Origin of the sequence: Paenibacillus ginsengihumi DSM 21568 (assembly GCF_000380965.1) — a bacterium.
GTDB lineage: Bacteria > Bacillota > Bacilli > Paenibacillales > NBRC-103111 > Paenibacillus_G > Paenibacillus_G ginsengihumi.
Map to the genome: position 1 here is coordinate 1 of NZ_KB905567.1, position 23843 is coordinate 23843.

Annotated in this window: 18 protein-coding genes and 1 rRNA gene; 3 read left to right on the forward strand and 16 right to left on the reverse strand. The window is 58.4% G+C overall.

Annotated features, from left to right (window positions below; all coding sequences use genetic code 11):
* The 16 genes from F591_RS0111955 to F591_RS0112030 all read right to left on the reverse strand — a co-directional run.
* Window positions 1-221 (reverse strand): 16S ribosomal RNA (locus tag F591_RS0111955); the annotation flags it as partial.
* A 114-nt stretch (window positions 222-335) separates the two neighbouring features.
* Window positions 336-770 carry a hypothetical protein gene (locus F591_RS0111960; RefSeq protein WP_019534837.1) on the reverse strand — a complete coding sequence of 145 codons (435 nt, stop codon included), beginning with the start codon at window positions 768-770 and terminating at the stop codon, window positions 336-338.
* Window positions 763-2766 carry an NAD-dependent DNA ligase LigA gene (gene ligA / locus F591_RS0111965; RefSeq protein ID WP_019534838.1) on the reverse strand — a complete coding sequence of 668 codons (2004 nt, stop codon included), beginning with the start codon at window positions 2764-2766 and terminating at the stop codon, window positions 763-765. The genes F591_RS0111960 and ligA overlap by 8 nt, the downstream gene beginning before the upstream one ends.
* A gap of 47 nt (window positions 2767-2813) precedes the next feature.
* On the reverse strand, window positions 2814-5153 hold the full coding sequence (gene pcrA, locus F591_RS0111970; RefSeq protein ID WP_019534839.1) for a DNA helicase PcrA: 2340 nt from the start codon (window positions 5151-5153) through the stop codon (window positions 2814-2816).
* A gap of 41 nt (window positions 5154-5194) precedes the next feature.
* On the reverse strand, window positions 5195-5893 hold the full coding sequence (gene pcrB, locus F591_RS0111975; protein ID WP_019534840.1) for a heptaprenylglyceryl phosphate synthase: 699 nt from the start codon (window positions 5891-5893) through the stop codon (window positions 5195-5197).
* Between the two features lie 310 nt (window positions 5894-6203).
* The gene (locus tag F591_RS0111980) at window positions 6204-6785 is read right to left on the reverse strand and encodes a hypothetical protein (RefSeq protein WP_019534841.1); all 582 of its coding nucleotides are present in this window, start codon (window positions 6783-6785) and stop codon (window positions 6204-6206) included.
* Window positions 6786-6938: 153 nt separating this feature from the next.
* Entirely contained in the window at window positions 6939-8066 is a 1128-nt protein-coding gene (locus F591_RS29575) for a spore coat protein (RefSeq protein WP_019534842.1), read from the reverse strand.
* Between the two features lie 24 nt (window positions 8067-8090).
* Window positions 8091-8333 (reverse strand): hypothetical protein, encoded by a 243-nt coding sequence (locus F591_RS0111990; protein WP_019534843.1) that lies wholly within the window; start codon window positions 8331-8333, stop codon window positions 8091-8093.
* 129 nt (window positions 8334-8462) lie between these two features.
* The gene (locus F591_RS0111995) at window positions 8463-9548 is read right to left on the reverse strand and encodes a DUF4340 domain-containing protein (protein WP_019534844.1); all 1086 of its coding nucleotides are present in this window, start codon (window positions 9546-9548) and stop codon (window positions 8463-8465) included.
* Window positions 9545-10936 (reverse strand): GldG family protein, encoded by a 1392-nt coding sequence (locus tag F591_RS0112000; protein ID WP_019534845.1) that lies wholly within the window; start codon window positions 10934-10936, stop codon window positions 9545-9547. Before F591_RS0112000 ends, F591_RS0111995 begins: the two co-directional genes overlap by 4 nt.
* A 51-nt stretch (window positions 10937-10987) precedes the next feature.
* Window positions 10988-11701 (reverse strand): ABC transporter permease, encoded by a 714-nt coding sequence (locus F591_RS0112005; protein ID WP_019534846.1) that lies wholly within the window; start codon window positions 11699-11701, stop codon window positions 10988-10990.
* Window positions 11694-12791, reverse strand: coding sequence for an ABC transporter ATP-binding protein (locus F591_RS0112010; protein WP_019534847.1), 1098 nt, complete (start codon window positions 12789-12791; stop codon window positions 11694-11696). Before F591_RS0112010 ends, F591_RS0112005 begins: the two co-directional genes overlap by 8 nt.
* 599 nt (window positions 12792-13390) lie before the next feature.
* A complete protein-coding gene (locus F591_RS0112015; protein ID WP_019534849.1) occupies window positions 13391-13810 on the reverse strand; it encodes a DoxX family protein in 420 nt (139 codons plus the stop codon).
* A 102-nt stretch (window positions 13811-13912) separates the two neighbouring features.
* Window positions 13913-14776, reverse strand: coding sequence for a M56 family metallopeptidase (locus F591_RS0112020; protein WP_019534850.1), 864 nt, complete (start codon window positions 14774-14776; stop codon window positions 13913-13915).
* 3 nt (window positions 14777-14779) lie between these two features.
* Entirely contained in the window at window positions 14780-15196 is a 417-nt protein-coding gene (locus F591_RS0112025) for a BlaI/MecI/CopY family transcriptional regulator (protein WP_019534851.1), read from the reverse strand.
* A gap of 646 nt (window positions 15197-15842) precedes the next feature.
* The gene (locus tag F591_RS0112030) at window positions 15843-18341 is read right to left on the reverse strand and encodes a U32 family peptidase (protein WP_019534852.1); all 2499 of its coding nucleotides are present in this window, start codon (window positions 18339-18341) and stop codon (window positions 15843-15845) included.
* A 249-nt stretch (window positions 18342-18590) separates the two neighbouring features.
* Here F591_RS0112030 and F591_RS0112035 point away from each other — a divergent pair, with 249 nt between their 5' ends.
* The 3 genes from F591_RS0112035 (at window position 18591) to F591_RS0112045 (ending at window position 23821) form a co-directional block, all read left to right on the forward strand.
* Window positions 18591-21899 (forward strand): FG-GAP-like repeat-containing protein, encoded by a 3309-nt coding sequence (locus tag F591_RS0112035; RefSeq protein ID WP_040741583.1) that lies wholly within the window; start codon window positions 18591-18593, stop codon window positions 21897-21899.
* A 160-nt stretch (window positions 21900-22059) separates the two neighbouring features.
* Entirely contained in the window at window positions 22060-22305 is a 246-nt protein-coding gene (locus tag F591_RS0112040; protein WP_019534854.1) for an acyl carrier protein, read from the forward strand.
* A gap of 319 nt (window positions 22306-22624) precedes the next feature.
* Window positions 22625-23821 (forward strand): class-II aminoacyl-tRNA synthetase family protein, encoded by a 1197-nt coding sequence (locus tag F591_RS0112045; RefSeq protein WP_026326558.1) that lies wholly within the window; start codon window positions 22625-22627, stop codon window positions 23819-23821.
* Window positions 23822-23843: the final 22 nt, after the last annotated feature.

Below are 23843 nucleotides of genomic sequence, written 5' to 3' on the forward strand. Positions count from 1 at the left end.
TTGCTCCGCGTTTCTTGGCTCCCCCATGCGAAGAAGCCACCTATCCGGTATTAGCTACCGTTTCCGGTAGTTATCCCGGTCTTCCGGGCAGGTTGCCTACGTGTTACTCACCCGTCCGCCGCTCCGGATAATTCCCCGAAGGAAACCATCCAGCGCTCGACTTGCATGTATTAGGCACGCCGCCAGCGTTCGTCCTGAGCCAGGATCAAACTCTCCAATAAATATTGCTTTTACCCCGGAAAGGGGATTGGATGCTGATTCAGCTCATGGCTTTGCCTTGCTTAAAGTCGCACAAACACTTGCTCGTTGTTCAGTTTTCAAGGAGCTTTCTTGTGTCACTTGTATTTTGTCGTGACAAGATCACATCTTATCATCTTTTCCGACAAAAAGCAACAACTTTTTTCAAATCTCTTGGCCGCCCACGCTCCCGTTCGTTCGAACCAGCCTCGCGGCGACAAGCAATAATGTATCACAAAACAAGAGGCAATTGCAACTGTCTTTTTCTGCATGACGCGGAAAATTTGTTTGAAGCCCGCAAAACCTTCTGACAAAAGAACAAGAAACGAAAAGAGCTGCCGATCTGGCCAGCCTCTCTTCGTTTCTAAATGCACGCCTATAACGAGCGCCCTTCGGCATCGGCCGGTTACCTGCGGTGTTGGAATTTCGTCGGCGCACACCGCCAAAGCCGCCATGCCGCTTGCAAGGCACCACCAGAAGATGAGAATGGGCCGCGCGCCCCGGGCTATTTTCAAGCTAAACGAATCATCCAAGCAATCGAAGCAGCTCCTCCTCGTCATCAATCACCTGAATTCCGAGATCTCTCGCTTTGGTCAGCTTGCTCCCCGCATTGTCGCCGGCGATGACAATATCCGTCTTCTTCGATACGCTGCCGGTCACCTTCGCACCGAGCGCCTCCAGCTTGCGGGCAGCCTCGTCCCGGCTCATAGAAGACAGCGTGCCGGTCAGCACGATCGTCTTGCCGTAGAACGGATGATTCTCGTCGGCAGGAGCTTGCGGCTGCTCGCTAACCGCCGGCGAGACGCCAGATGCCAGCATTCTTTCGATGCTGCGCTGCATCGCCGGATCGCGGAAAAAGCCAACGATGCTTTCAGCCACAATCCCGCCGATGTCGGGAAGCTCGATCAGCTCCTCCGCCGTCGCTTCCCTTAGTTTGTCCAAACTGCGGTAATGATCGGCGAGCTCCTTGGTCGTCGTTTTCCCGGTATTGGGGATGCCCAGCGCGAACAGGAAGGACGCCAAATCCCGCTGCTTGCATTTCTCGATGGCCGCCAGCAAATTTTCGGCTTTTTTCGTGCCGAACCGCTCCAGCTTAATCAAATCGTCGAAGGACAAATAAAACAAATCGGACGGGTCGCGAACTCCCAATTCATCGTAAAGCAGCTCGGCCGTTTTTTCGCTGAATGTCTCGATATCCATTGCATCGCGCGAAGCAAAATGAGTGATGCGCCCGATCAGCTGCGGACGACACTCGTATCGGTTGGGGCAAAACCAATGCGCGCCGCGCAGCTCCAGCTCGTGACCGCATGAAGGACAGTGCGTCGGCGCAGCAATTTCCTCTCCGTCCGGCTCCTCCGTTACTTTGCCGAGAATTTCGGGAATGACGTCGTTGGAGCGGCGAATGAAGACAAGGCTGCCCAGCGCATGCTTCAAATTTTTGCGTTCGATATCGTCCATGTTGTTCAAGGTGCAATTCTGCACCGTTACTCCGGCCAAATCGACCGGCTCGACCTTGGCCACAGGGGTGACCTTGCCGGTTCTTCCGACGTTCCACTGGACCGACAGCAGTGTCGTGACAGCTTCCTCGGCTTCGAACTTGTAAGCCACCGCCCAGCGCGGGAACTTGTCCGTATACCCGAGCACCTCCCGCGTGCGCATGTCCGTAATTTTGACGACGATGCCGTCGATCAGAAAGTCGAGCGAATCGCGCAGCTCCGCCACTCGCTGAAGCTCTGCCTCGACGTCCTCGATGCTGTCGAAGAAATGCACATGCGGGCTTACCTTAAGCCGGTTTTCTTTCAAAAATTCGACCATATCCCGGTGGTCCTTAAAACGGACGCCTTCGGCATAACCGACATTATAAAAATAAGCGTTCAGCTTCCGTTCGGCCGTAATTTTCGGATTCAGGTTGCGAAGCGCTCCCGCCGCCGCATTGCGGGCGTTCTTCAGCGGCTCGGCCGCGGTTTTATTATACTCCTCGAGGACGGACAAGTTCATGATCCCTTCGCCCTGCACCTCAATGATCCCGTCCCGGAACGGGATTTGCAGCGGAATCGATTTGATCGTCTTTACCTGCGCCAAAATGCCTTCGCCGACCGTGCCGTTGCCGCGGGTAGCCGCTTGCACCAGCTCGCCGTTCTCGTAGGTCAAATTCAGCGTGAGCCCGTCAAATTTCAGCTCCACGACAAAAGACAGCGGGGGCAGCGGATCGTCCGGATGATTGGCGTTGTAATCGCCGACGAGCTTTTGAGCGCGGTTGTACCATGCCATAAGGTCTTCCTGGTTTTGCGCCTTGTCCAGGCTCCACAGCCTGGCCCGATGACGATGCGGCTCAAACCCTTTGAGCAGTTCCCCGCCAACCCGCTGCGTAGGAGAACCAGGCAGCACGACGCCCGTTTCCCGTTCCAGCTCCACCAGCTTGTCGTACAGCGCGTCGTATTCAGCGTCGTTTAAGCCCGGCTGGTCGAGGGTATAGTACAAATAATTATGCTTGTCGATTTCCTCGATGAGGGTTTTCATGGTTTCCATAGGATCCGGCCTTGACATCGGAAGGTCCATCCTCTCGCATAGTGAAATTATTGCTTGGTGATCGGGGCGAATTTGGCCAGCAGCCGCTTGACGCCGACAGGCGCCGGAAAAGCGATCTGCAGCTCGGTATCGTCGCCGCTGCCTTTGACCGCGACGACGACGCCCGTGCCCCACTTGCCGTGCGACACTTTGTCGCCGACGGCGTAGTCGAGCGGCCTGGAGCCGCCAGCCGTACCGGCGCCGGAGCTTCCGGCAGCGGAGCTTCCGGCAGCGGAGCCCGCCGCGGCAGCGCCCGGCCCGCGGAAGCTGACCGGCCCGCGGCCTGCAGCCGCAGCCCTGGCCTGGCCCGCTGCGCCGAAGCCGCCGGCGCTGCCGAAGCGCCGTTCGCCGGAGCCGCCGCTGCCAAAGCCGTACCCGCGGCTGCCGTCAAGGTGCATCGGCTCGATCAGCTCCGCCGGAATTTCGCTGAGGAAGCGCGACGGCGCGTTCATCTGCGAGCGGCCGAACAGCGTGCGCATCCGCGCGCACGTAAGGTACAGCTCCTCCTCGGCGCGGGTAATGCCTACGTATGCAAGACGACGCTCCTCCTCCAGCTCTTCGTTGTCGCTTAGCGCCCGCGTATGGGGGAAGACGCCTTCCTCCATGCCGACGATGAACACGACAGGGAACTCCAGCCCTTTGGCGCTGTGCATCGTCATCAGTACGATGCCGTTGTTGCCGGCTTCCTCCGGATCGTCGTTCATCGAATCGATATCGGCGATCAGGGCAAGGTCCGTCAGGAAAGCCACGAGCGACTTATCCTCGTTACGCTTCTCGAAATCGAGCGTCACCGACAGGAACTCGTCGATGTTCTCCAGCCGCGCGTGCGCTTCGATCGTATTTTCCCGCTTCAGCTCTTCCCGGTAACCGGTGCGGTTCAGCACTTCTTCGGTCAACTCCGTGACCGACAAATAATCGAGCATCCGATGCAGATTATCGATCATATCGCGGAAGCTGGAGAGGCTGTTGCGCGCTTTCGCATTGATCTCCAGCATGTGGACATTCTCCAGCATGGCGAACATCGAGACGCCAAAGCGGCCTGCGGCTTCCGCCAGCCGTTCGACGGTCGTGTCGCCGATGCCGCGCTTCGGCACGTTGACGACGCGGGCGAAGCTGATATCGTCGTCCGGATTGGATACGAGCCGCAAGTATGCCAGAATGTCCTTGATCTCTTTACGGTCATAGAATTTGATGCCGCCGACAATTTGATACGGGATATCGGATTTGATCAAAATTTCCTCGATCACCCGGGACTGCGCATTGGTCCGGTACAGGATCGCGTGATCGCTGTACCGCCGGCCCGCGGCGATATTTTTGTTGATTTGGCCAGCGATAAAGTAGCCTTCCTCATGCTCCGAATCGGCCTGGTACAGCCGGATTTTGTGTCCCGCTTGCTTGTCGGTCCACAAATTTTTGGGCTTTCTGCCGGCATTGTTGGCGATAACGCGGTTGGCGGCCTGCAAAATATTGCCTGTGGACCGGTAGTTTTGCTCCAGCAAAATCGTCTCCGCGTCCGGATAATCCTTCTCGAAATCGAGAATATTGCCGATGTCGGCGCCGCGCCAGCGATAGATGGACTGGTCGCTGTCGCCGACGACGCAGATGCGCTTATGCTTGTCCGCGAGCATTTTGCATAGCATGTACTGTGCCCGGTTCGTGTCCTGGTATTCGTCGACGTGAATATATTGAAATTTGTTCTGGTAGAAATCGAGAACTTCCGGCTCTTGGACAAACAAATCGATCGTCGTCATAATCAAATCGTCGAAATCGAGCGAGTTGTTGGCCTTCAGCTTCTTCTGGTACATCGTATATACCTTGGCCACGATGCCGTCGAAGTAGTCGCCGATCCGGCGCTCGAACTTCTCGGGACTGAGCAGCTCGTTTTTGGCGTTGCTGATAGCGGCTTGAACCGCCTTCGGCTCGAACTTCTTCGTATCGATGTTGAGGTCTTTCATGCAGGACTTGATGACCGAAAGCTGGTCGCCGGAATCGAGAATGGTGAAATTCGAGGAAAATCCGATCCGCGAGATGTCCCTGCGCAAAATCCGCACGCACATGGAGTGGAACGTCGACACCCAAATGTCGCTTCCCTGGGGACCGACAAGCGCGCTGACCCGCTCCTGCATCTCCCGCGCCGCCTTATTGGTGAAGGTGATCGCCAGAATGCTCCACGGGGCCGCCTTGCGGGTGGCGATCAAATAGGCGATCCGGTGCGTCAGCACCCGCGTCTTGCCGCTTCCCGCTCCGGCCATGATGAGCAGCGGCCCGCTTACCGATTCGACCGCTTTCCGCTGCTGCGCATTCAGCTTCTCCACCGCTTGAAATATATCTGCAGGCTGATTGATCATGACAACAAAACCTTTCTATATCAAAATCTCCCCAATCCGGACTATGAGCCGGCCGATTTGACCGCCTCGACGGTAGCCAGCGCATCGTCCAGCCGCTCATACAATGCGTTGCCGACAACGATCGTATCCGCGCAGGCGGCTGCCTGGCGGGCTTTGTCCCTGCTGTCGATGCCGCCTCCGTAGAACAAACGGGCTTTCCGAAGCAGTCCCCGGATGCGGGACACCCGCTCCATGTCGCCGAACGTTCCGCTATATTCCAAGTAGACGATCGGCATGGAGAACAATTGCTCCGCCAGCCGCGCATACGCTTCCGCATCTTTATCGTCCAGCTGCGTATTCGCGCTCGTCAGACGGGCCACCGCGGAATCGGCATTCATGATGATGTAGCCTTCCGCCGCAACGCGCGTCCAATCCAGCAGCGGGCCGTATTCCTTCAGCGCCTGGTGATGCTGGCCGACGATCCATTCCGCATCCTGCGCGTTCAGCGCGACGGGCACGAAGTACAGGTCGAAGCCGGGGACGATCGCCTCCCTCGACGAGATCTCCAGCGCGCAGGACACTTCGTAACGGCGAATGCGCGCCAGCAGATCGACCGTATTGTCGAAGGTGACCCCGGTCGAGCCGCCGACCACGACGGCGTCAGTGCCGGACAAGCAAATGCGCTCGAGCGCTTCGTCCGAAAGCTCCTTGTCCGGATCGAGCTTAAATACATGTCTCCAATGTGCGAAAGCGTCTGTCAAGCTGATTCCTCCCGTATGATTCGTCGCCCGAATGCCGCCGGGACGACGCCTGGCAAGGCGGTGCCGAGAGGCCCGCCGGACAGTTATTCTCCCCTAAGTCTATGCTACCCCGGGAAGCGTGTCAAACCGGAGAAAACGGCATCGCCGTCCTTAAGCGGCAAGGTTGCGGCGCCGCGGCCGAGGCCGATGAATCGTCGCGATATAAAGGCTGTACGACTAGCATAACCGATCATTCGTTCGCCTGTAAATGCCAAAAAAAGACGGGTCCCGCAAGACCCGCCGTTATCCGGACAAACTGCGATTTTTTATGTCAGGAGCTCGTTTCAAACCGGGTGATGATTAGATTGTCCCCCGACACTTGATAGACGGAGCGATGCTGCAGCCGGGGCACGGAACGATTGTTCGTGCCTGTCAGTTGAATCATGTATTGTTCCGGCGAAGGCTGTTCCTTGCGCAAAAAATATTCCTGCCACTCGCTGCGCAAGCCCAGCATCGCCCGCGAGCTGAACGCCTGATACGTCCGGGTCGTATCGTCGCGGCGATAGAAGTAAGCGATCAGCTGATCGGCCATGTCGTAAGAGTATACTTGGCGCAGCCGATTGCGCATCTCCTGCGCGGCGTATTCGTCCATCTCGCCCGTCACCGGAGCTGACAGCACCTGGTGGGTCCACTCGTCCACCCGCTTGATCCAGGCAATGATGTCGGCATCGGCTTGCTGCATGATGCTCTTATTCATGGGAGGCGGAGGAAGCTGGTCGAGCGTTTGCATAATGCGCTCCTTGCCTACCGTCTTCTGCAACGTTTTCATGTTCAATTGCTGATCCTGAGTGTTGTGCCCGCAGCCTGCCAGCAGCAAAACAGCCGCTGCGGCGATCCCGATGATCCGTTTCATAAGGCCCTCCTGCTTTGGCTTTTGTACGTTTTTTTGCTTATTATGGGTAAATTCGGACAAAAGTATGCAGAAGCTTCACCGCCGCGCGGCCGGCCATGGCGCGAGCCGCGCTGGGGAGGAGCGGCTCGCGCAGGCCGTTACATGAAATTGGCGTCAATGGCTGCGGTTTTCCGGCGAGGTCGAGACGGACGACGGCTTGGCGCCCGGCGTTTCGTTGGTTCGCGCCGCCATGCCGTGGCCGTGGCTGTACGGAGACGAGCCCGAACGAACCGAAGCGGCGCCTTGCGCGCGGGTCTGCTCCGAAGTGCCGCTTTTGGCCGGCTCCTGTGTTGAGCCTAGCACGCCGTAGTCGGAGTTAGGCTTCGACGGCAAGACGAAGCTTTGGCTCTGGCTTTGGCTCTGGCTTTGGCTCTGGTCAAGCTTGGACGAAGCCGCTGGCTCATGCCGATGGCCTGAGTGCAAGGAATCGGTGCCAGCCACGGACGATGGAAAGGACGCCTCCGTCAAATCGGAGGAAACCTCGCTGGCGCCGGAGACGGAGGGAGCGTGCGCGCTTCCGGCCGCCCCTTGCTCTTGCTCGCGGTAGCTTTGGCCTGCGCCATATGCGTAGCTTGCGGCATTCGCCGGGGCGTACGCCGCAGGATGTTGGCCCATGCCGTAGCTCGGCCGCGCCTCCCGGCCGTCGTGCTGCGCATAGCTTATGCTGTGGCCCGGATTGCCGGCCAGCCCGTAGCCCTGGCTTGAGCCGGCGCCGTACGGCAGCCGGGAAGGCTCAGACGTTCCGGCTCCATAGCCAGCGGACGGAAGGTTGCCGGACGGCGGCAGGGAGGAAATCCCTGGCGCCGGCGCCAGGGACGGATGAACCGCGTAACCGTGAAGCGGCTGCGCATAAGCCGGATCGAACGTCTGCGGATACGCGGCGCTTGCCGCATGGCCCGCTTCCGCAAGCCGCTGGGCCATCAGACGGAGCTCCTCCGTTTTTTGCTGCATATGCCGCAGCTCCTGATCGACTTCATGAGCCTGCGCCGCCCGTACGGAACCGTAGCCGTTCATTTGCGCCAACAGATCGTACAGCTCCGCCTGGTCGCTCATCGTTTTTTGCGCAAGGCCCGCGAAGGTTTGCCGGACGGCCGGATGGGTCGCCTCCAGCGCCGCCGTCGTATATTCCCGCGCCGCGCGCTTCAGCTCGGACAGCACAAGATTGCCCCAATCCTGTTCCTTCATATGAACGATTTCGCCGGACTGCTGCCGGATCGGGCCATAGGTTTGCTGAGAGTACATATCAAGCACCTCCGTGTCATTCCATCAATGCATCGTGCGAGTCTGCTGCTGCAAGGTATGAAGCAGCCGTTCGGCGCCGCTTAAGCGATCGCGGGCGATCTGGGCGAGCTTCTGCTTCAACTGCGGCGACGAGCTGTTCGCCGCCCCTTCCGCCGCCAGCTTGGCGATGAGCTCTTCATTTTTCAGGCAATCGGATATGTAGGCCAATTCTTTCGAGCTGACGTTGTGCGCGTTCGCGCCCTGCGGCATCGGCTGGCCGGTAAACATGGGAAATACACCCTCCTTTTGGTAAATTCACAAAGTAGGATGCCCGCGGCTTGGAAAAATATGTGCCGTGAAACGAAAAGGGTTGAACAGATCTTCTCTGCCCAACCCTGTTACCCTTGTATTCAGCCGCTAGTTGGCGGAGTCTTCCGCTGAATCCGGAGACGCCGACTCGGCCTGATCGTCCGCCGGCTGATCCTGCTCCCGCTGCTCCTGATCCAGCCCCTGCTGCTCTTGCGCTTGCTGCGCCTGCTCCTGCTGTTCTTGCGCTTGCTGCGCCTCCTGTTGCTTTTGCTCCCAATCCTTGGCCTTGTCGAACAGCTCCTGCACCCGGTCAACGGGAATCGCATATGCCCATTCGCCGCCTTGCCGGGCGATCCACACATCGCTGCCCTTGATTTTGCCCGCGTAGACGGCCGACTTCTCCTGCCCGTTCTCCAGCTCCTTCAGCTCGATGACAAGCTCGGGCTGGTCGAGCCCCTGGATCTGGGCCGCCGGTTCGACCAGACGGTTCGTGGACATAAACAGCGCATTGTCGAGGAAATTGCCCGCATCAGCTCCCTTCACTTCCTTGTCGCCGAGCTTCCAGGCAGCTTCATACGCCTTCTTGTCCTTGTCCGCTTCATTGCGGGACAAGGTCCACTTGGCTCCCTTCCAAGCTACGCTCAGGCTCTGCACCTGGTCGTACTTCATCTGAAGCGGACTTGTCTCCATGAAGTCGAACGGCTGCTTCGCCAGCGAGGTTACCGCAGAATCGCTGATCTGGAACACCTCCGGCGAGCCACTGTACCTAGCGTATCGGTAGCCTTGAATCGGCACCGCGGCGCCGACCGCCAGCGTCTGAGACGAGCCGTCCTTCAGCTTCACCGTAAATTCCTGGGTCGGCTGATCCAGCCCGAACTGCGCCAGGTCGGACGGCTCGGCCTCCACCGTGCTCTCCTTCATCAGGCCCGTGAACGAATCGACCCAGCTGTCCGGAGAGTAGTTGTTTAGCGGCAGCGCCGACGGCTTGATCATTTGCCAGCCGCCGTCTCCCTTCTGCAGCTCGATCTCCCCATCCGGCGTCTTGATCGTATAGCCGGAGACATCCTCCTTGCTGATCGTCACCAGCTTCGTTCCCGTTTCCGGCTGCTCCTGAAAGAAGTTTTTGCTCGAAGCGTACCAGAACGCGGCGATGCAGACGATCACCAGCACAAGCGTTGGAATGAGACGCTTCATCCTTTTCTCCTCCTCCACCAGATCGTGCCGCCAACGATCAGGAAGAGCAGCGGGAACAGCAATACCGTTCCGTAGAAAATCATATTGGCTTGATCGCCGGTCAACAGCGCTTGCTGCAGCGCGTCGCCCTCGCGCGGCCGGATCGTGACCTGATTCTTATTCTCCTGCAGCCAGCCTACGCTGTTGAGCGCAAAGTCGCGGTTGCCCTGCTGCGAGATGAACTGGTCGAGCAGGAAGGTCGATCCGCCGAGCACGACGGCTTTCGGATTTTTATCCTTATCCTCTACGACATAGGCGAGATTGAGCGGGCCGGCAATATCGCTGTCGTCCTTCGAGCTGCTGCTTTGCTCGGCCAGCAGCTTCAGGTCGGTTTCGCCGTAAGCTTTGCTCGTCGTCTTCAAAATCGGCGTCGTCGTATAATCCGTCTGCTCCGAGCTGCTGCCCAACGTTACGCCCAGCGTCATGACCGTCAGCAGGTTGTATTCCTGCAGCTTGCTTGTAATATCATGGAATCCATATTCCGGAATGATCGTCAGCGGATCGAACAGCACGCTCTGCTTCGGCTCGATGGCCACGGCGTGCTGGTTCTGGATGCCGTAATCGGCCATCAGGCTATCGATATTTTTCCAGCCGTCCTTCATGTTCATGGAAAATCCGAGCGCCATATACAGCTTGCCTTTGTCCTTCAAATACGCCTTGATCAGCTCGGCTTCCTTGTCGCTGATATCGCTCTGCGCGCCGATGATGAACAGCGCCTCGGCGTCGTCCGGAATTTTGCCCTCGCGCAGCAGATTCAGCTCGCTGACCTCGTAGTTCTCGCCCTCCAGCCCGCTGCGCCACAGGCTCATCTGATGGAGCGGAATTTCGTTGTGCCCGGAGAGGAAATAGAGCTTGCGCTTCTCCTTGCTGCTCAAATTGACGAGCGCCTGCGTCAGCTTCTCCTCGCCGCTGAAGCGGTACTCGCCGGGCTGCATGCCGGGCAGGAACATTTCGTAGTAATAGATCGTCTTCTTCTGCGAACCGCTCTCCACGACCAGTGTGCCGGCCGGATCGACATCGTATTGATTCGCCACCGCCGGCTGCCTGACGATATCGTATTCCTCGAACGTAATTTTCCCGTTGCGCTTCTTGTATTCCTGCGCCAGCTCGACCACCTGCCGTTTAATATACGGGTCGGTCCTGTCGCTGGTCAGCGACAGGATGCGCACGTCCTGATCGAGCGTCTTCAGCGTTTCGAGCGTCTGCTCCGCCAGGCTGAATTTCTTGTTTTGCGTCAAGTCAAACTGCAGGTTTTTGGCCGAATTCAGAAAAATCGTCAGAACAATAAATATACCGATGGCCGCCAGCGATAGCACGACCGCGTTCGTTCCGCGAATCCACTTGTTCAAAGCCCGTATCTCCCTTCTTCGCTTGTACGCCGCGCTAGGGCGCTATAAGGTTTATCTCCAGCGTTTGCGTTCCAGCACCTGGATGCTCAGCAGGACGAACACGCCCATAAGCATCACGTAGAACAGCACGTCGGCGACATCCAGCACGCCCTTTTGCAGATCGAGCGCCCGTCCGATAATCGAGAACATGCCGAGAAAATCTTTGACCTTGCCCCCAACCGTATCGCCGAGCCATTCAATCGTCCAAAATACGAGAAGGATGGCAAACGCGGAAATTCCCGCTACCATCTGATGCGCAGACAGCGAGGAAGCAAACAGGCCGACGGCCATCATGGCTCCGCCGACGAGAAACAGCGAGAAGTAGGACAGCCACAGCACGGGCATCTCCAAGGTTCCGTAGGCGCTCAAGATCAGCGGGTAGATCAGGCTGCCGACGACCAGCATCAGCTGCACGATCAGCGCCGCGATGAACTTGCCCGTCACAATCTCCGTAATGCTGGCCGGCGAGGTCAACAGCAGCTCGTCCGTTCCTTGCCGCAGCTCGTCGGACATCAGCCGCATCGTCAGCAGCGGAATGACCAGCAGGTACACGAAGGAAATCGAACCGACCACGGGCCGCACATCGACAATATACGGCGGATAAAGGAAGTCGGCCGAGAAGAAATACCCGGTAATCAGGAAAAAGAAAGCGAACGCCGCGTACGCGGTCGGAGAATAAAAATACAGCTGCAGCTCTTTTCTCGCGATTGCCCACGTTCTACGCACCGGTCTTCACCTCCCCGGCAGATTCGGAGCCTTCTTCGTCTGCCACGACCTCCAGCCGTTCGTCTGTCGTCAGCTTCAGGAAGATGTCCTCGAGGCTCATGCTTTCCTTCTTCATGGACAAGATCGGGTAGCGCCGCTCGGCCATTCGATAGAACAACGCTTCGCGAATATCCGTCCGGTCCTTCGCCGTCACAATGAGTCGTACCGTCTGGCCTGCCCCTTTCTTTTCCGGCGCAGCATAGTTCTCGGAAGAAACCGCCGCATTCGCGGCATCGCCCGCCGGAGCCGAAGCCGCATCCGCTTCCGTGGACACGCTTTCGGTTTGCTGTTCCTTTACTTCCCCGACCTCGCTCATGCTTCGCAGCTCGGCGATCACCTCGTCGCGCGGCCCTTTGACCTCCAGCGATACCTCGAACGTCTCGTCCATCGAATGGGCGAGCTGGTCCGGATGTCCGTCCATCACGATGCGCCCCTGGTTAATAATCAGCACCCGGTTGCACAGCGCATTGATTTCCGGCAAAATGTGCGTGCTGAGCAGCACCGTATGATTTTCCCCAAGCTCCCGGATCAGCTGGCGAATCTCGATAATTTGCTTCGGATCGAGGCCTGAGGTCGGCTCGTCCAGTATGAGCAGATCGGGGTTATGAAGGATCGCCTGCGCCAGGCCCATCCGCTGCTTGTAGCCTTTGGACAGGCTGCGGATGATCTGCTTTTCGCGGCCCTGCAGCCCAAGCCGGGAGATCACTTCTTCAATGCGCTTCTTTTGCTCCCGTGCGGGAATGCCTCGTAGATCGGCAATGAACTTGAGATAGCTGGTGACCGTCATCTCGTGATAGAGCGGCGGCGTCTCCGGCAAATAGCCGATTTTTTGGCGTGCCTTCCTCGGATGCTCCGCCATCGACAGCCCGTCGATCGAGATGGAACCGCGGGTCGGATTCAAATATCCGGTAATCATCCGCATCGTCGTCGTCTTGCCGGCGCCGTTGGGCCCGAGGAAACCGACGATTTCGCCGCGGCTCATCGAGAAATCGATATCGTGGACCCCTCTCTGGTTCTCGTACAATTTGCTGACCTGTTTGACCTCCAGCACTTCATAACCTCCCATCGTCATCGTCGATTCAATCGCTGGATACACTCATTGCCATTTTTATTCATAAATAACCAAACACAATATACCCATGAAAGGATAAACGCACCTTAAACAAATATTAAAATAAGGTGAAAATATTGTGTCTAAATTGTGAACAACGGGCGCATGGAGCGATCTGCTCCCCGATTATCAAATTGTACGCCCCTCCTCAGGCGCATTTAAGCCACAAATCCTGCAAAAAATGCAACATTTCCCGTATTCTCCGCATCGAAATCAAGGGGAATGTTGCATTTTATAACACATTTTACAACATTGATCCGCAAATAGGGTGGATTGCCCGTTTTTGTTGTACAAAATACAACATTTGCGGACTCTCTTGAAAATAGCCCGAGGTGCGCGGCACATTTTCATCTTCTGATGGTGCTGCGCCAGCGGCATGGGGGTCTATTTTGAAAATTTGACGAAGTCCTTCGCCGAATTTTCAACACCGAAGGCGACGACCGATGACGAATAGAATAGCTCGTCATAGGGGCCTATCTCGAAAAAAAAGCTGCCCGGCATCGGACAGCTTTGGAGTCGGTACTTATTCGGATGTTCCATTAGGCGTCGGTCGGTCGTCCCGTTTGGGATGTGTCGCGGGCAAAGACCCGGTCGGCGGCCAGCAAGCGGCTTCCGCCAAGCAGCAGATGCACGGCCATAATGAGCAGTGCGAGCTCGAACTCATAGCCTCCGGCAAATCCGCTCGGCAGCTTCACAGTGAAGATGGCCACCAGCATAATAACGGCAAATATGGCGGAAATGATGCGCGTTCCAAGCCCGACCAGCATAAAAATGCCGCCCGCGAGCTCCGCCGCCGCTACGATCATCGCCATGATATCGGGAGCCGGAATTCCGACGCTTTCGAAAAACTTCCCGGTATTGGCGACGCCGCCTTGAAACTTCATCAGTCCGTGCACGAAAAAGATCAGCCCCAGCGTGACCCGTATCAGAAAAGATCCGATTTGCATTTTATCAGACATGTTCATTCCTCCTGCTTCAAAGAGATTAATTAACAAAATTCACAAAACACTACACAATGTAGTGTATATAGTTAAAATTTTTTGCGTTCGTTATTTCTATCATTACATAATCAGCCCGATAAAAAACATCGCTGTCAGCAGCGCCAGCACATGCAGGGAAACCATCAGCGGCGTAATGGGCCACTCGAGGGGAACCGTTTCCTGCGGATCGAGAATTCTCCGGATGCGGCAGTTGACAGACGTATCCGCAAAAGATACGTGCGCGAGCGCCAACATCTTGCGCTCCCTGCGGCCGGACACCCGCTTCAGCAGCTTCAGCAATGCGCTGCCGATGAACGCCGACGAGCCCATGGCAGAGATGGCGTGATCGTCAGCCAGCAGTTCTCGCGTCAGCTTATAGTTCCGATGCAGCCACTTCAGAATCGGCAAATACCACATCAACACGGCGATCAAGGAGAGCACATACATCCGCAGCGGGTCTCTGTGCCGCTTGTGGAAACGCTCGTGATGAATGACCGCCTCCGTCTCCCGTTCGTCCAAAAGCTCGAGCAAACCGGTGGACAAGACAATTCTCGGCGCGACAAAGCCCATCGTGAAAGCCATCGGTTCCCGATGCGCAATGACCGTCAGATCAGCTTGCCCTTCCGGGTAGCGCCGGTTTAACTCTTCCGTCAGGCGGTCGTCACGCAGGGAAGCCAGCTTGCGGGCCATGCTGCGGGACAGCCACAGTTGCCGGAAGGTCAGCGCGGCGGCGCCGGCCAAGGTGTAGAATACTAAGCCGTTCATCGGGTAAATGAGCGAATCGAAGCCGAGCGATTCCAGCCATATGGTGCAAACCTCAAACAGATTAAAGCGAAGCTGAAAGCCCAGCATGACATGCAATACATACATCGCCATTTGCACCAGCAGAATGCCTGCAATCGCAAGACATGAGGCAAACAGCAGGCTTGAACGATTTTTCCGCATGGGTCAACGTTCCTTTAAATCCTTGATTTTTTGTTCCAGCTTCTTCATCAGCTCGGGGTCCGCCTCCTCCAGTTCATCGAGCATATGGCTGACGACCAGCGGGCCGAATTCCTCCATCAATTCATGCGTCAATTCCTTGGACTGCTCCTCCAGAAACTGCTCCTTCGGAAGCACCGGCCGAAACAAAGAGGTTCTCCCCTGGAGCCGCTTGGTCAGAAAGCCTTTGTCCACGAGACGATTCATCACCGTCATGACGGTATTGAAGCTGAGATCCTTCTCTTTCTCCAGCTTCGCCTGCACGTCGCGGATGCTGCCCTCGCTGTCGCGGCTCTCCCACAGCACGTTCATGATCTTGGCTTCCAAGGGTCCGAAAAAACGGTTCAGCCCCCTCTCGTTATATTTGAATTTGTGTATTTTCATGACGCAAACACCTCGCACTACCCATTGTAGTGTATACCAAAACAGCAAGTCAAGTTTATGGGATGGCAAACAGCGGAAACCGGACATGCCGCATCCCGTTCGACCGCTGCCCTCTCCCTCTCTTTGGCGGAGAAACCAATAAGTAAGCACGAAATTCGACATTATTCACTGCCAAAATACGCATGTTGCCTTCGGAATGGCCCTCTATAGTGCAAATCTACACTTTACTGCGACGGAGATGCTCAGCCGCGGCCCCCGAAACCCGCTTTTAGCGTGCCAGCTCCGCATTAGCACGGCCCCTCCCTGGGCACATAAGGCGACAAATCCTGCAAAAAATGCAACATTTTCGGCAGCCTTCGTACAAGGGGAAGGAGAATGTTGTATTTCGTGCAACAATTTAGGGACAATTGGCCTCAGATCAAGGAACATCGCCCGAATTGTTGCACATTCTACAACATTGAGCCGCGAATGCGGGGCATTTCCCCGTTTTTGTTGTACAAAATACAACATTTGCTGACACCCTTGAAAATTCAGCGGTATCCACACGCCCAATTTTCAACACCGCAGATGACGACCGATGACGATAGGAATCGTTCGTCTTAGGCGTCTATCATCCGTCATATGGACAGGCTCTGGGACAACTCGTTTACTTCACCAATTGGCCGCGCGTCACGCCGAGCTGGTTCGTCGCCTTCAACGTGCGCCAAACATGCGTCCCGCTCACTTCGCCGCGCAGCGCCTGCTCGTACAGGGAGAGCACCCGGCGCACCTGCTGCGGCGTCTCCTCCAAAAACTCCACGCGGTACGTGCGCACGCCCAGCCCCTGGAACTCCGGCAAATATTCCGCCCCGGATTGCTCGATCGCATTATAAACCGTATTGCGGCAGCCTTCATCCACCCGCACCGGATGGGAGAAACCGACGCGGTCTCTCAGCGAAACGCGGTGCTGCTCGCAAGGGCGACCGCAGTTCGTATAATCGGTGCCTTCGCTCAGGAAGGTGCAGTATACGCAGTGCTCCGTATGGAACATCGGCAAATGCTGATGAATGACGACCTCCAGCCGGGCAGCGTCCGCCCGTCCGAGCAGATCGACCATTTGCTGAATATTCAAGTCGTATGACGGCGTCACCCTGCTCAGGCCCGCGTCCAGGAACAGGTTCACCGTCTTATGGTTGGCCGCATTCAGCGAGAAGTCGCCGATCAGCTCCGGACAACGCTCGCCCGGATGGTCCGCCCGGTGGCGGAGGAACCAGTACACCGCGCCGGTATTGCGCACGAGCACGGCGTCCGGGGCCAGCTTCAGGATGTTTTTGAAATATCCCGTCTCTCCCGGCATATGAATGCGCGGCGTCGCCAGCGCAATCCGCTTGCCTGCGGCGCGGGCGGCGTCGATGGCGGCCGGAAACTGCTTGATGAACTCGAAGTCGGCATAGATCAGGCCGACGTTCGCCTCGCAGGCCGCCCGCACCTGATCCATCGTGCGGCACAGCACAGTAAGCTGCGCGGTCCCGGCGGCAGATGCCGGCGGCGCCGCGTCCGCATATACGTCGACGGCGCGCTTCATGTACACGCGCGGCCGCTGGCGCGCTTCTTCGAGCAGCTGCACGGCGCGGCGGCGCATCTGATTCAGCTCGCGCATCGGCACGATCAGTTCGCCCTTCAGATGCGCCTCCACCGACTCGAGCTCGAAGATCGTGCCGCCGAGGCGGCCAAGCTGCTCCTCGAACAGCGCCTGATCCATCGGCCGCTTCTCGGCCCTGACGAGCGGCAGCTCCGAAGCCACCGTCACGGTATGTCCGGCCACCGTATCGGTCCAGATGCTCTTCAGCGGCTGCCCTTCGACGCCGGTCACCTTCACCCGCACCGGGAACACCCGGTACGGACGGTCGATCTCGAACGTCTGGCGAAGCCGCTTGTCCAGATGCGGGTCGTTCGTCTTCCATATCCGGTCGCCGACGTGCACCCTGCCAAGGTCAACGTCGTTGCGGCCCGGCACGATCTCGACCAGGCCGCCCTGCGCCTCGCCTTCCAGCTTCGCTCCCTTGCGGCGCAGATCGTATACGCGGCCGCCTTCTTCCTTCTTCGTCGGATCGCCGGCGTCGAAGCAAATGCCGTCTCCCCGCTTCAGCGGCGCCTCCAGCTCGCACAGCACCGCGTCGCGCAGCACCTGCTTCACCCGGCCGAGGTAGACGCCGCGGCTTTTCGGAAAGGTGCCGTCCACCAGCTGCTTGTTGTTCGTTCCTTTCAGAAAACCGTACGTGAAGCCGCGCGAGAAGCTCTGCTGGAGCTCCCTCAGCTCCTCCTTGCTCGGCGTCGGATCTTTGCCTTCGAAATACCGGTCAATCGCCTTCCGATATTTGCTTACGACGTTCGCCACATATTCAGGGCTCTTCAGCCTTCCTTCGATCTTGAACGAAGTCACGCCGGCCTCGATCAGCTCCGGCACCAGTTCGATTGCCGCCAAATCTTTGGGCGACAACAGATAGGCGACGTCCCCCATCGGCTTCTCCACGCCGTCGACGATCATATCGTAAGGCAGCCGGCACGCCTGGGCGCATTCGCCGCGGTTCGCCGAACGCCCGCCCCACATCTCGGAGGTGAGGCACTGCCCGGAGTAGGAGACGCACAGCGCGCCGTGCACGAACACCTCCATCGGCAGCTTCGCCTGCTCGCCGATCTGCCTGATTTGCTTCAGATTGTTCTCCCGGCCCAGGACGACGCGTTCGATGTCGAACGGCTTCGTGAACTCGACCGCCTCGGGGGAAGTAATCGTCATCTGCGTCGAGCCGTGGATCGGAAAATCGGGCGATATTTCGCGAATCAGCCGGACCAGCCCCAGATCCTGCACGATCAGCGCGTCCACGCCCGCGTCGATACAGGCTTCCACCAGACGACGCGCATCCTCCAGCTCATCCTCGAACACTAAAATATTGAACGTAACGAACCCCTTGACTCCATATAAATGAAGAAACGCCATGACGTCCTTCAGCTCGTCCATCCGAAAGTTGCTTGCCCGCACCCGGGCGTTGAACTTTTCCACGCCGAAGAAGACGGCATCCGCGCCGCAGGCCACCGCCGCCCGCAGGCAGTCCCAATCGCCCGCCGGCGCCAGCAGCTCGATATCGGCTTTGTTCGGTTTATGCATATCGGTTAAATTCCTCCGCTCGCAAACGATCTTAATCCTTCCTAGTGTACCAGAAAGGAGGCCGACCGCGCCATCTCGGGCAAAAGTTAACAAAGCTAATCATCCGTGCTATAATTGCTAGGAGTCCGATCTTGAGCTCGTGACCACCCGTTTCGGGCAAATTTTTCATCCGCCGCCGATGGCGTCCGATGCCATACAGCTTCGGTCGTTTTCTCGCGTCTGGTCGGACGAATCGTTTATAATTGAGGGATGGTTTTGAATCGAATATCACGCCGCAAGACCGGCGCGATCCTGCTTGTGCTTGGGATGCTGCTGGCGGCGGCGCTTGCCGTCTTGCTCGCCGGAGGCCGGGAGCTGTCGGTTCGCATGCTGTACGCCACATCGGGCGACCAGTTCGATGCGGCCGCTTACGGCCACCTGGCGCAAGCCGGCATCGCCGGACTCAAGCTGGAGCGCAAGCCGCTGGAGGATGTCAGCGCGCAGCAGCTCGGCCGGTACGACACGGTATATTTGGACCCGTCCCTGCAGGGGGCGCTGACGCCGGAGCTGCGTCAGCGGCTGGAAGCCTTCGTCGCCCAGGGCGGGCATCTGTTCCTTGAAAATGGTTTTGCCAACGACTTCGAACCCGAATTTCTCGGCGCGCAGTCGGTCGTGCCCGTCTCCCCGCCGGAGACGCTGACAGTGCCGGCCGGCGGCCTGCCGCCGGGCTTGTCCCGCGTATCCGAGCTGGCTTTCGTCTATCCTGAAGCCGGGCTGCACCTGCAAGGCTTGCAGGAGCTGTTCGCGCAGTTTATGGACAACTATATGAAGCATGACCTCGATGGAAGCCTGCGCAGCTTCGAGTGGGGCCACGGGCTCGTGCCGTCCACCGCCCAGACGGTCGTCGGCCTGCGAGACGCGTCCCAGCCGGTCGCGCTGTATGCGTTGAACCGATATGGCGAAGGGACCGTCTTCTTCAGCGGAATGCTGCTGCCAAACCGGTACCATATTACGGGATACGATCTCGCGAGCGGCATCGACCCGCAGCTCGGCTTCGAGCGGCTGGCCGCAGCAATCAACGAGAAGCGCAAGCCGGAACAAGGTTCGGTCTATTTCAACCGCAACAAGCTGCCGGTCGAGCCTTATTTCAACTTCACCTTTGCCGCCGGCAGCGCGATGTTCCGCAGCGAATATGCGGCCTTCGTCTCGAAAGAGAAGCTCGGCTACAGCGTCGCGAAAGTGCTCGGCCCCTACGGCCGGCCGGCGATGGCTTACCAGAACCACTTCGAGGCGCTGGAGGCGATCCGGGACAAGGAGGGCATCCAGTGGGCGGAGCTGCTGCGGGAATACGATCAGATTCCTTCGTTCTCGCTCGTTCGCGCCACCTACCGCTGGGGCCGCTGGACCGAATCGGCGGTCGTCCATCTGAATGAAGGAACGAACGAGAAGCCTTCGTTCCAGGGCGAGACGCCGAATTCGTTCTATTCCAGCGGCATACGGATTATGGCCGAGGACGGGCCGGTGCAGGGAGCCGATTACGGCCAGTCCTTATCGCTCGGCGATCCCGTCCAGCTGCCGTACCGCGCTTACCCGGCGCTGGCCGATCTGGACGGCGACGGCAAGCCGGAGCTGATCGTCGGCTCGGCGGACGGCTTCATTTATGCCTACCGCAATCTCGGCGCATCGGCCGCAGCCTACGGCGACCAGCAGCTGCCGGCAAACGCGGCGCCGCCCGACGCCTTCGGCAAGCGGGAGCCGCTGCGCCTGGCCAGCGGCGAGCCGCTGGCCGCCGGATCGTACGCCAGCGTGGCGGCGTACGATCTGAACGGCGACGGCCGGCCGGATCTGCTGCTCGGGCGCGAGGACGGCACGCTGGCGGTGGCCTATGGCCAGGCCGGCGGCACGTTCGCCGCGCCGGTGCCGCTTACAGCCGGCGGGCAGCCGATCCGCGGCGCCGCTCCTCTGGCGCCGACCGTAGGCGACGTCACCGGAGACGGCATCCCCGACCTCGTGGTCGGGGATGCCAGCGGCGGGGTGACGCTGTACCGCGGCGTCCGGCCGGCGGCAGAGGCGGGCTCCGGCGCGGCCGCTTGGGAGGCCGGGCGCCTGCTGTTTCGGCTGCCTGTGCCTTACGCCGCTCCGTCCGTCCGCGACATGAACGGGGACGGACGAGCGGATCTGGTCGTCGGCAACCTCGAGGGCGACCTGCGCATTTATGTGCAGACCGAATCCGGAGGCTGGGAAGAGGCCGGCGTGATCGAAGGCGCCAGCTTGAATCAGGTCGGCAATCACGCCCTCGTCGGCGGTCACAACAGCGTGCCGCTCTGGTACGATCTGAACCATGACGGCAAGGACGACCTGATCGTCGGCCAGCTGGAATTCGGCCTGCCGACACCGCTCGACAGCCCGCACTTCGCTTATGCCGACGAATTGAACGAATTTATTCAATACGCCAAAGAGCATCATCTTGAGCTGTATCCGCATCTGTTCTTTCATAATTACAGAAGCGACGAGCAGGAGAAGCAGGAGATCGCCCTGCATCGCGCGGCGTTCGACAAGCTGGGCATCCCGTGGGGCATGACGGGAACGAACCAGCATACGTGGCGGGTCAGCCACGGAGACCGGATGCAGACGCTGAACAACGAGCGCGATGCCGGCATCTGGTTCAACTTCGGCTTCCGGCCGCCATACGATCCGAACGAGCCGCGGCTCGGGCTCGAATACAACTGGGGCCTGCCGTTCCTGCTGACGGACAGTACGGGCGAGCCGCAGCTCGACAAGCCGATGGTGCTGCATACACCGGCGCCGGTGCTGCGGACGGACCCGATCTATTCCACCAAAGACATCTTTACCGCCTATGCCCGGCTCGATATGCCGATCGATTATTTCGAGCATATCGAATATCATTTTCCGTCGCGAGTCGGCGAGCTGCTGAACTTCGTCCGATACATGGACGAAATCCGCGATACGTACAGCTACAATTTCATGACCGAACCGCAGATGGCCCGCAGCTTCCTGAATACGCTGACGACAGACGTCAAGCTGTACCGTCCGTGGCGGGCGGTCGTATCCGAACGATTGCGCAAAGCCTTCGGCCTCGCCGTCGAGCCGTCCTTCGTGGTCAAGCCCGATACGTCGCGGGTGCCGGCGCAAGCCGCGGAATACAAGGGCACGCTCGGCCTGGTCGTGGAGCCGGGCATCCCGTACGCCGCGCGGCAGCCGGTTGCGGACGGCAGCGTCTACGATCTGCGCGGCGGCAAGCTGTACTTCGGGGCTCCGGCTAGCATTAACGTTCGATTTGCCGCTCCTTCGGAAGGCGGCAACCCCGCGGGCGGACAAGCTGCGGCGGACAAGCCGCATCTGACGCGCATTAACGTCCCTTACCGGCTGGATCGGAAGACGGACGTATGGAAGCTGGAGTTGCAGTCTGCCGGCATGCAGCAGCTGCAAGTGTACAGCCGCCGCACCGTCACCGCGGAAGGCTCGGAATGGAAGACGGAATATGACGAAGAAGAGCATCTCTATACATTTACCCGCTACGGCGACGCGGCTTCCTTGACGCTCCGCTTCGGCCCGTAACCGTAACCGGACGATCGATTTTGTAAGGTCCGCAGCACAAGGCTCGTTCCACGTACGGCCCGGGCTGCGGCCTTCCTTATTTTGACAACGTCACTTATTTTATAACGATACTGAGGTTCGCAATCGCTGCAAAGGCTGCAGAGCAAGGAGGAAATGATTGATGGCAGACATTCTCCAGGAACTGGAGGCGCATATCCGCGCCCGTTACGAGATTGACGAGGACGACGATGAATTTACGCCGGACGTGCATTTGTTCGATTACGGGTATATCGATTCCATCGGCGCCACGGCGCTGATCGCCCATATCGAGAAAACGTACGGCATCCAGGTGACCAACCAGGATCTGATGCTGTACCCCTTGAATACCGTTCGCGAAATCGCCGACTTCATCCAGAAGAAGCGATAACGGCGAGGGCGGCATTTCGCTGCCCTTCCCTATCTTGAAAATAGCGCCCAGGGCCCGCGGCCCAATTTTCACCATCTGATGGTGCTGCGCAAGCCGCATGGGCGTCTATCTTGAAAAATTGGACGGAATCCTCCGGCGAATTTTTCAACGCCGAAGGTGACGACCGATGACGGCAGGAGTTGTTCGTCATAGGCGTCCATCTGGAAAAATCAGCTTTATCTACAAGCTGATTTTTCAATACCGCAGGTGACGACCGATGGCGAAGGAATCGCTCGTCATAGGCGTCTATCCCAATCCGAAGAACTGCGAGGTAACTGCCATGGACTGTGTTATTTCCCTGGAGGGTCTCGACCCCGGCCAGTACGGCCAATTGAAATATGCTGCGGCCTTCGTTGACGAACATATTCAGGACATCCGCATCGAGGATGGCCATATTCATATCGCGCACCAATCGCCCAAGGGCGACGAGGCGATCCGCGAGCGTGTGCAGCGGCTGATCGAGCGCTTTTCCCACGGCGATTTCGGCTTCAAGGAGAACGTGCTGTTCGAGCACCGCGTGCAGACGCCGTACGAAGGCGACATTGTCGCCGAGCTGATCGAACGCAAAATCATCAAGGTGCTGGAGCCCGGCCTGTTCATTTTCCGCGAGCCGTTCAGCAGCCTGATGCGTTTCTTCGATTACTCGTTCGTAACGAAGATCGCCAGCCGCTTCGAGGGCGTGAAGGAGGAGTCCTACCCGGCCGTCATTCACTGTACGACGCTGGATAAGACGAATCATTTCACTTCGTTCCCCGAGCACATTCATTTCCTGTCGCATCTGCGTGAGGATCTCGACGTCATCGAGGCGTTCTCGCAATCGGTCCGCGAGGCCGGCGGCTGGAAAGAGGACGCGCCGCTCGATCTGAACGCGAATATGCCGAAGCCGCGTTTTACGATGAATCCGTCCACCTGCTATCACTGCTATGAAGGATTGCAGAACGAGACGCTCGACACCGACGGCCTGATCGTCAGCGCCATCGCCAAATGCCACCGCTTCGAGTCGAGGAACCATGCCGATTTTGGCCGGCTGCTCGATTTCAGCATGCGCGAGATTATTTTCGTCGGCAAGCCCGACTTTGTGAAGGAGAACCGCCTGCAGGCGATCGAGTATTTGAAGGAGCTGGCCGCCGAATGGAACGTGGACAGCCTGCTCGAAATCGCCAACGACCCGTTCTTCACCAACGATTTTCAGGTGAAGGCTTCGTTCCAGCGCAACCAGGAGATGAAGTACGAGCTGCGCCTGTCGATCCCGCATCTCAAGAAGTCGATTGCCTGCAGCTCTGTCAATTTCCACAGCAATACGTTCGGCAATGCCTTTAACATCAAGGTCGGCAAACGGCCAGCGGTAACCGGCTGCGTCGGCTTCGGCATCGAGCGCTGGACGTTCGCTTTTTTGGCACAATACGGTTTGGACGAGGAGCAGTGGCCGGCATCGTTCCGCGAGCAATACCGGGCATGGCAGCAAAAAGCGCTGTAACCGGGAGGGGCCCTGCCGCCGG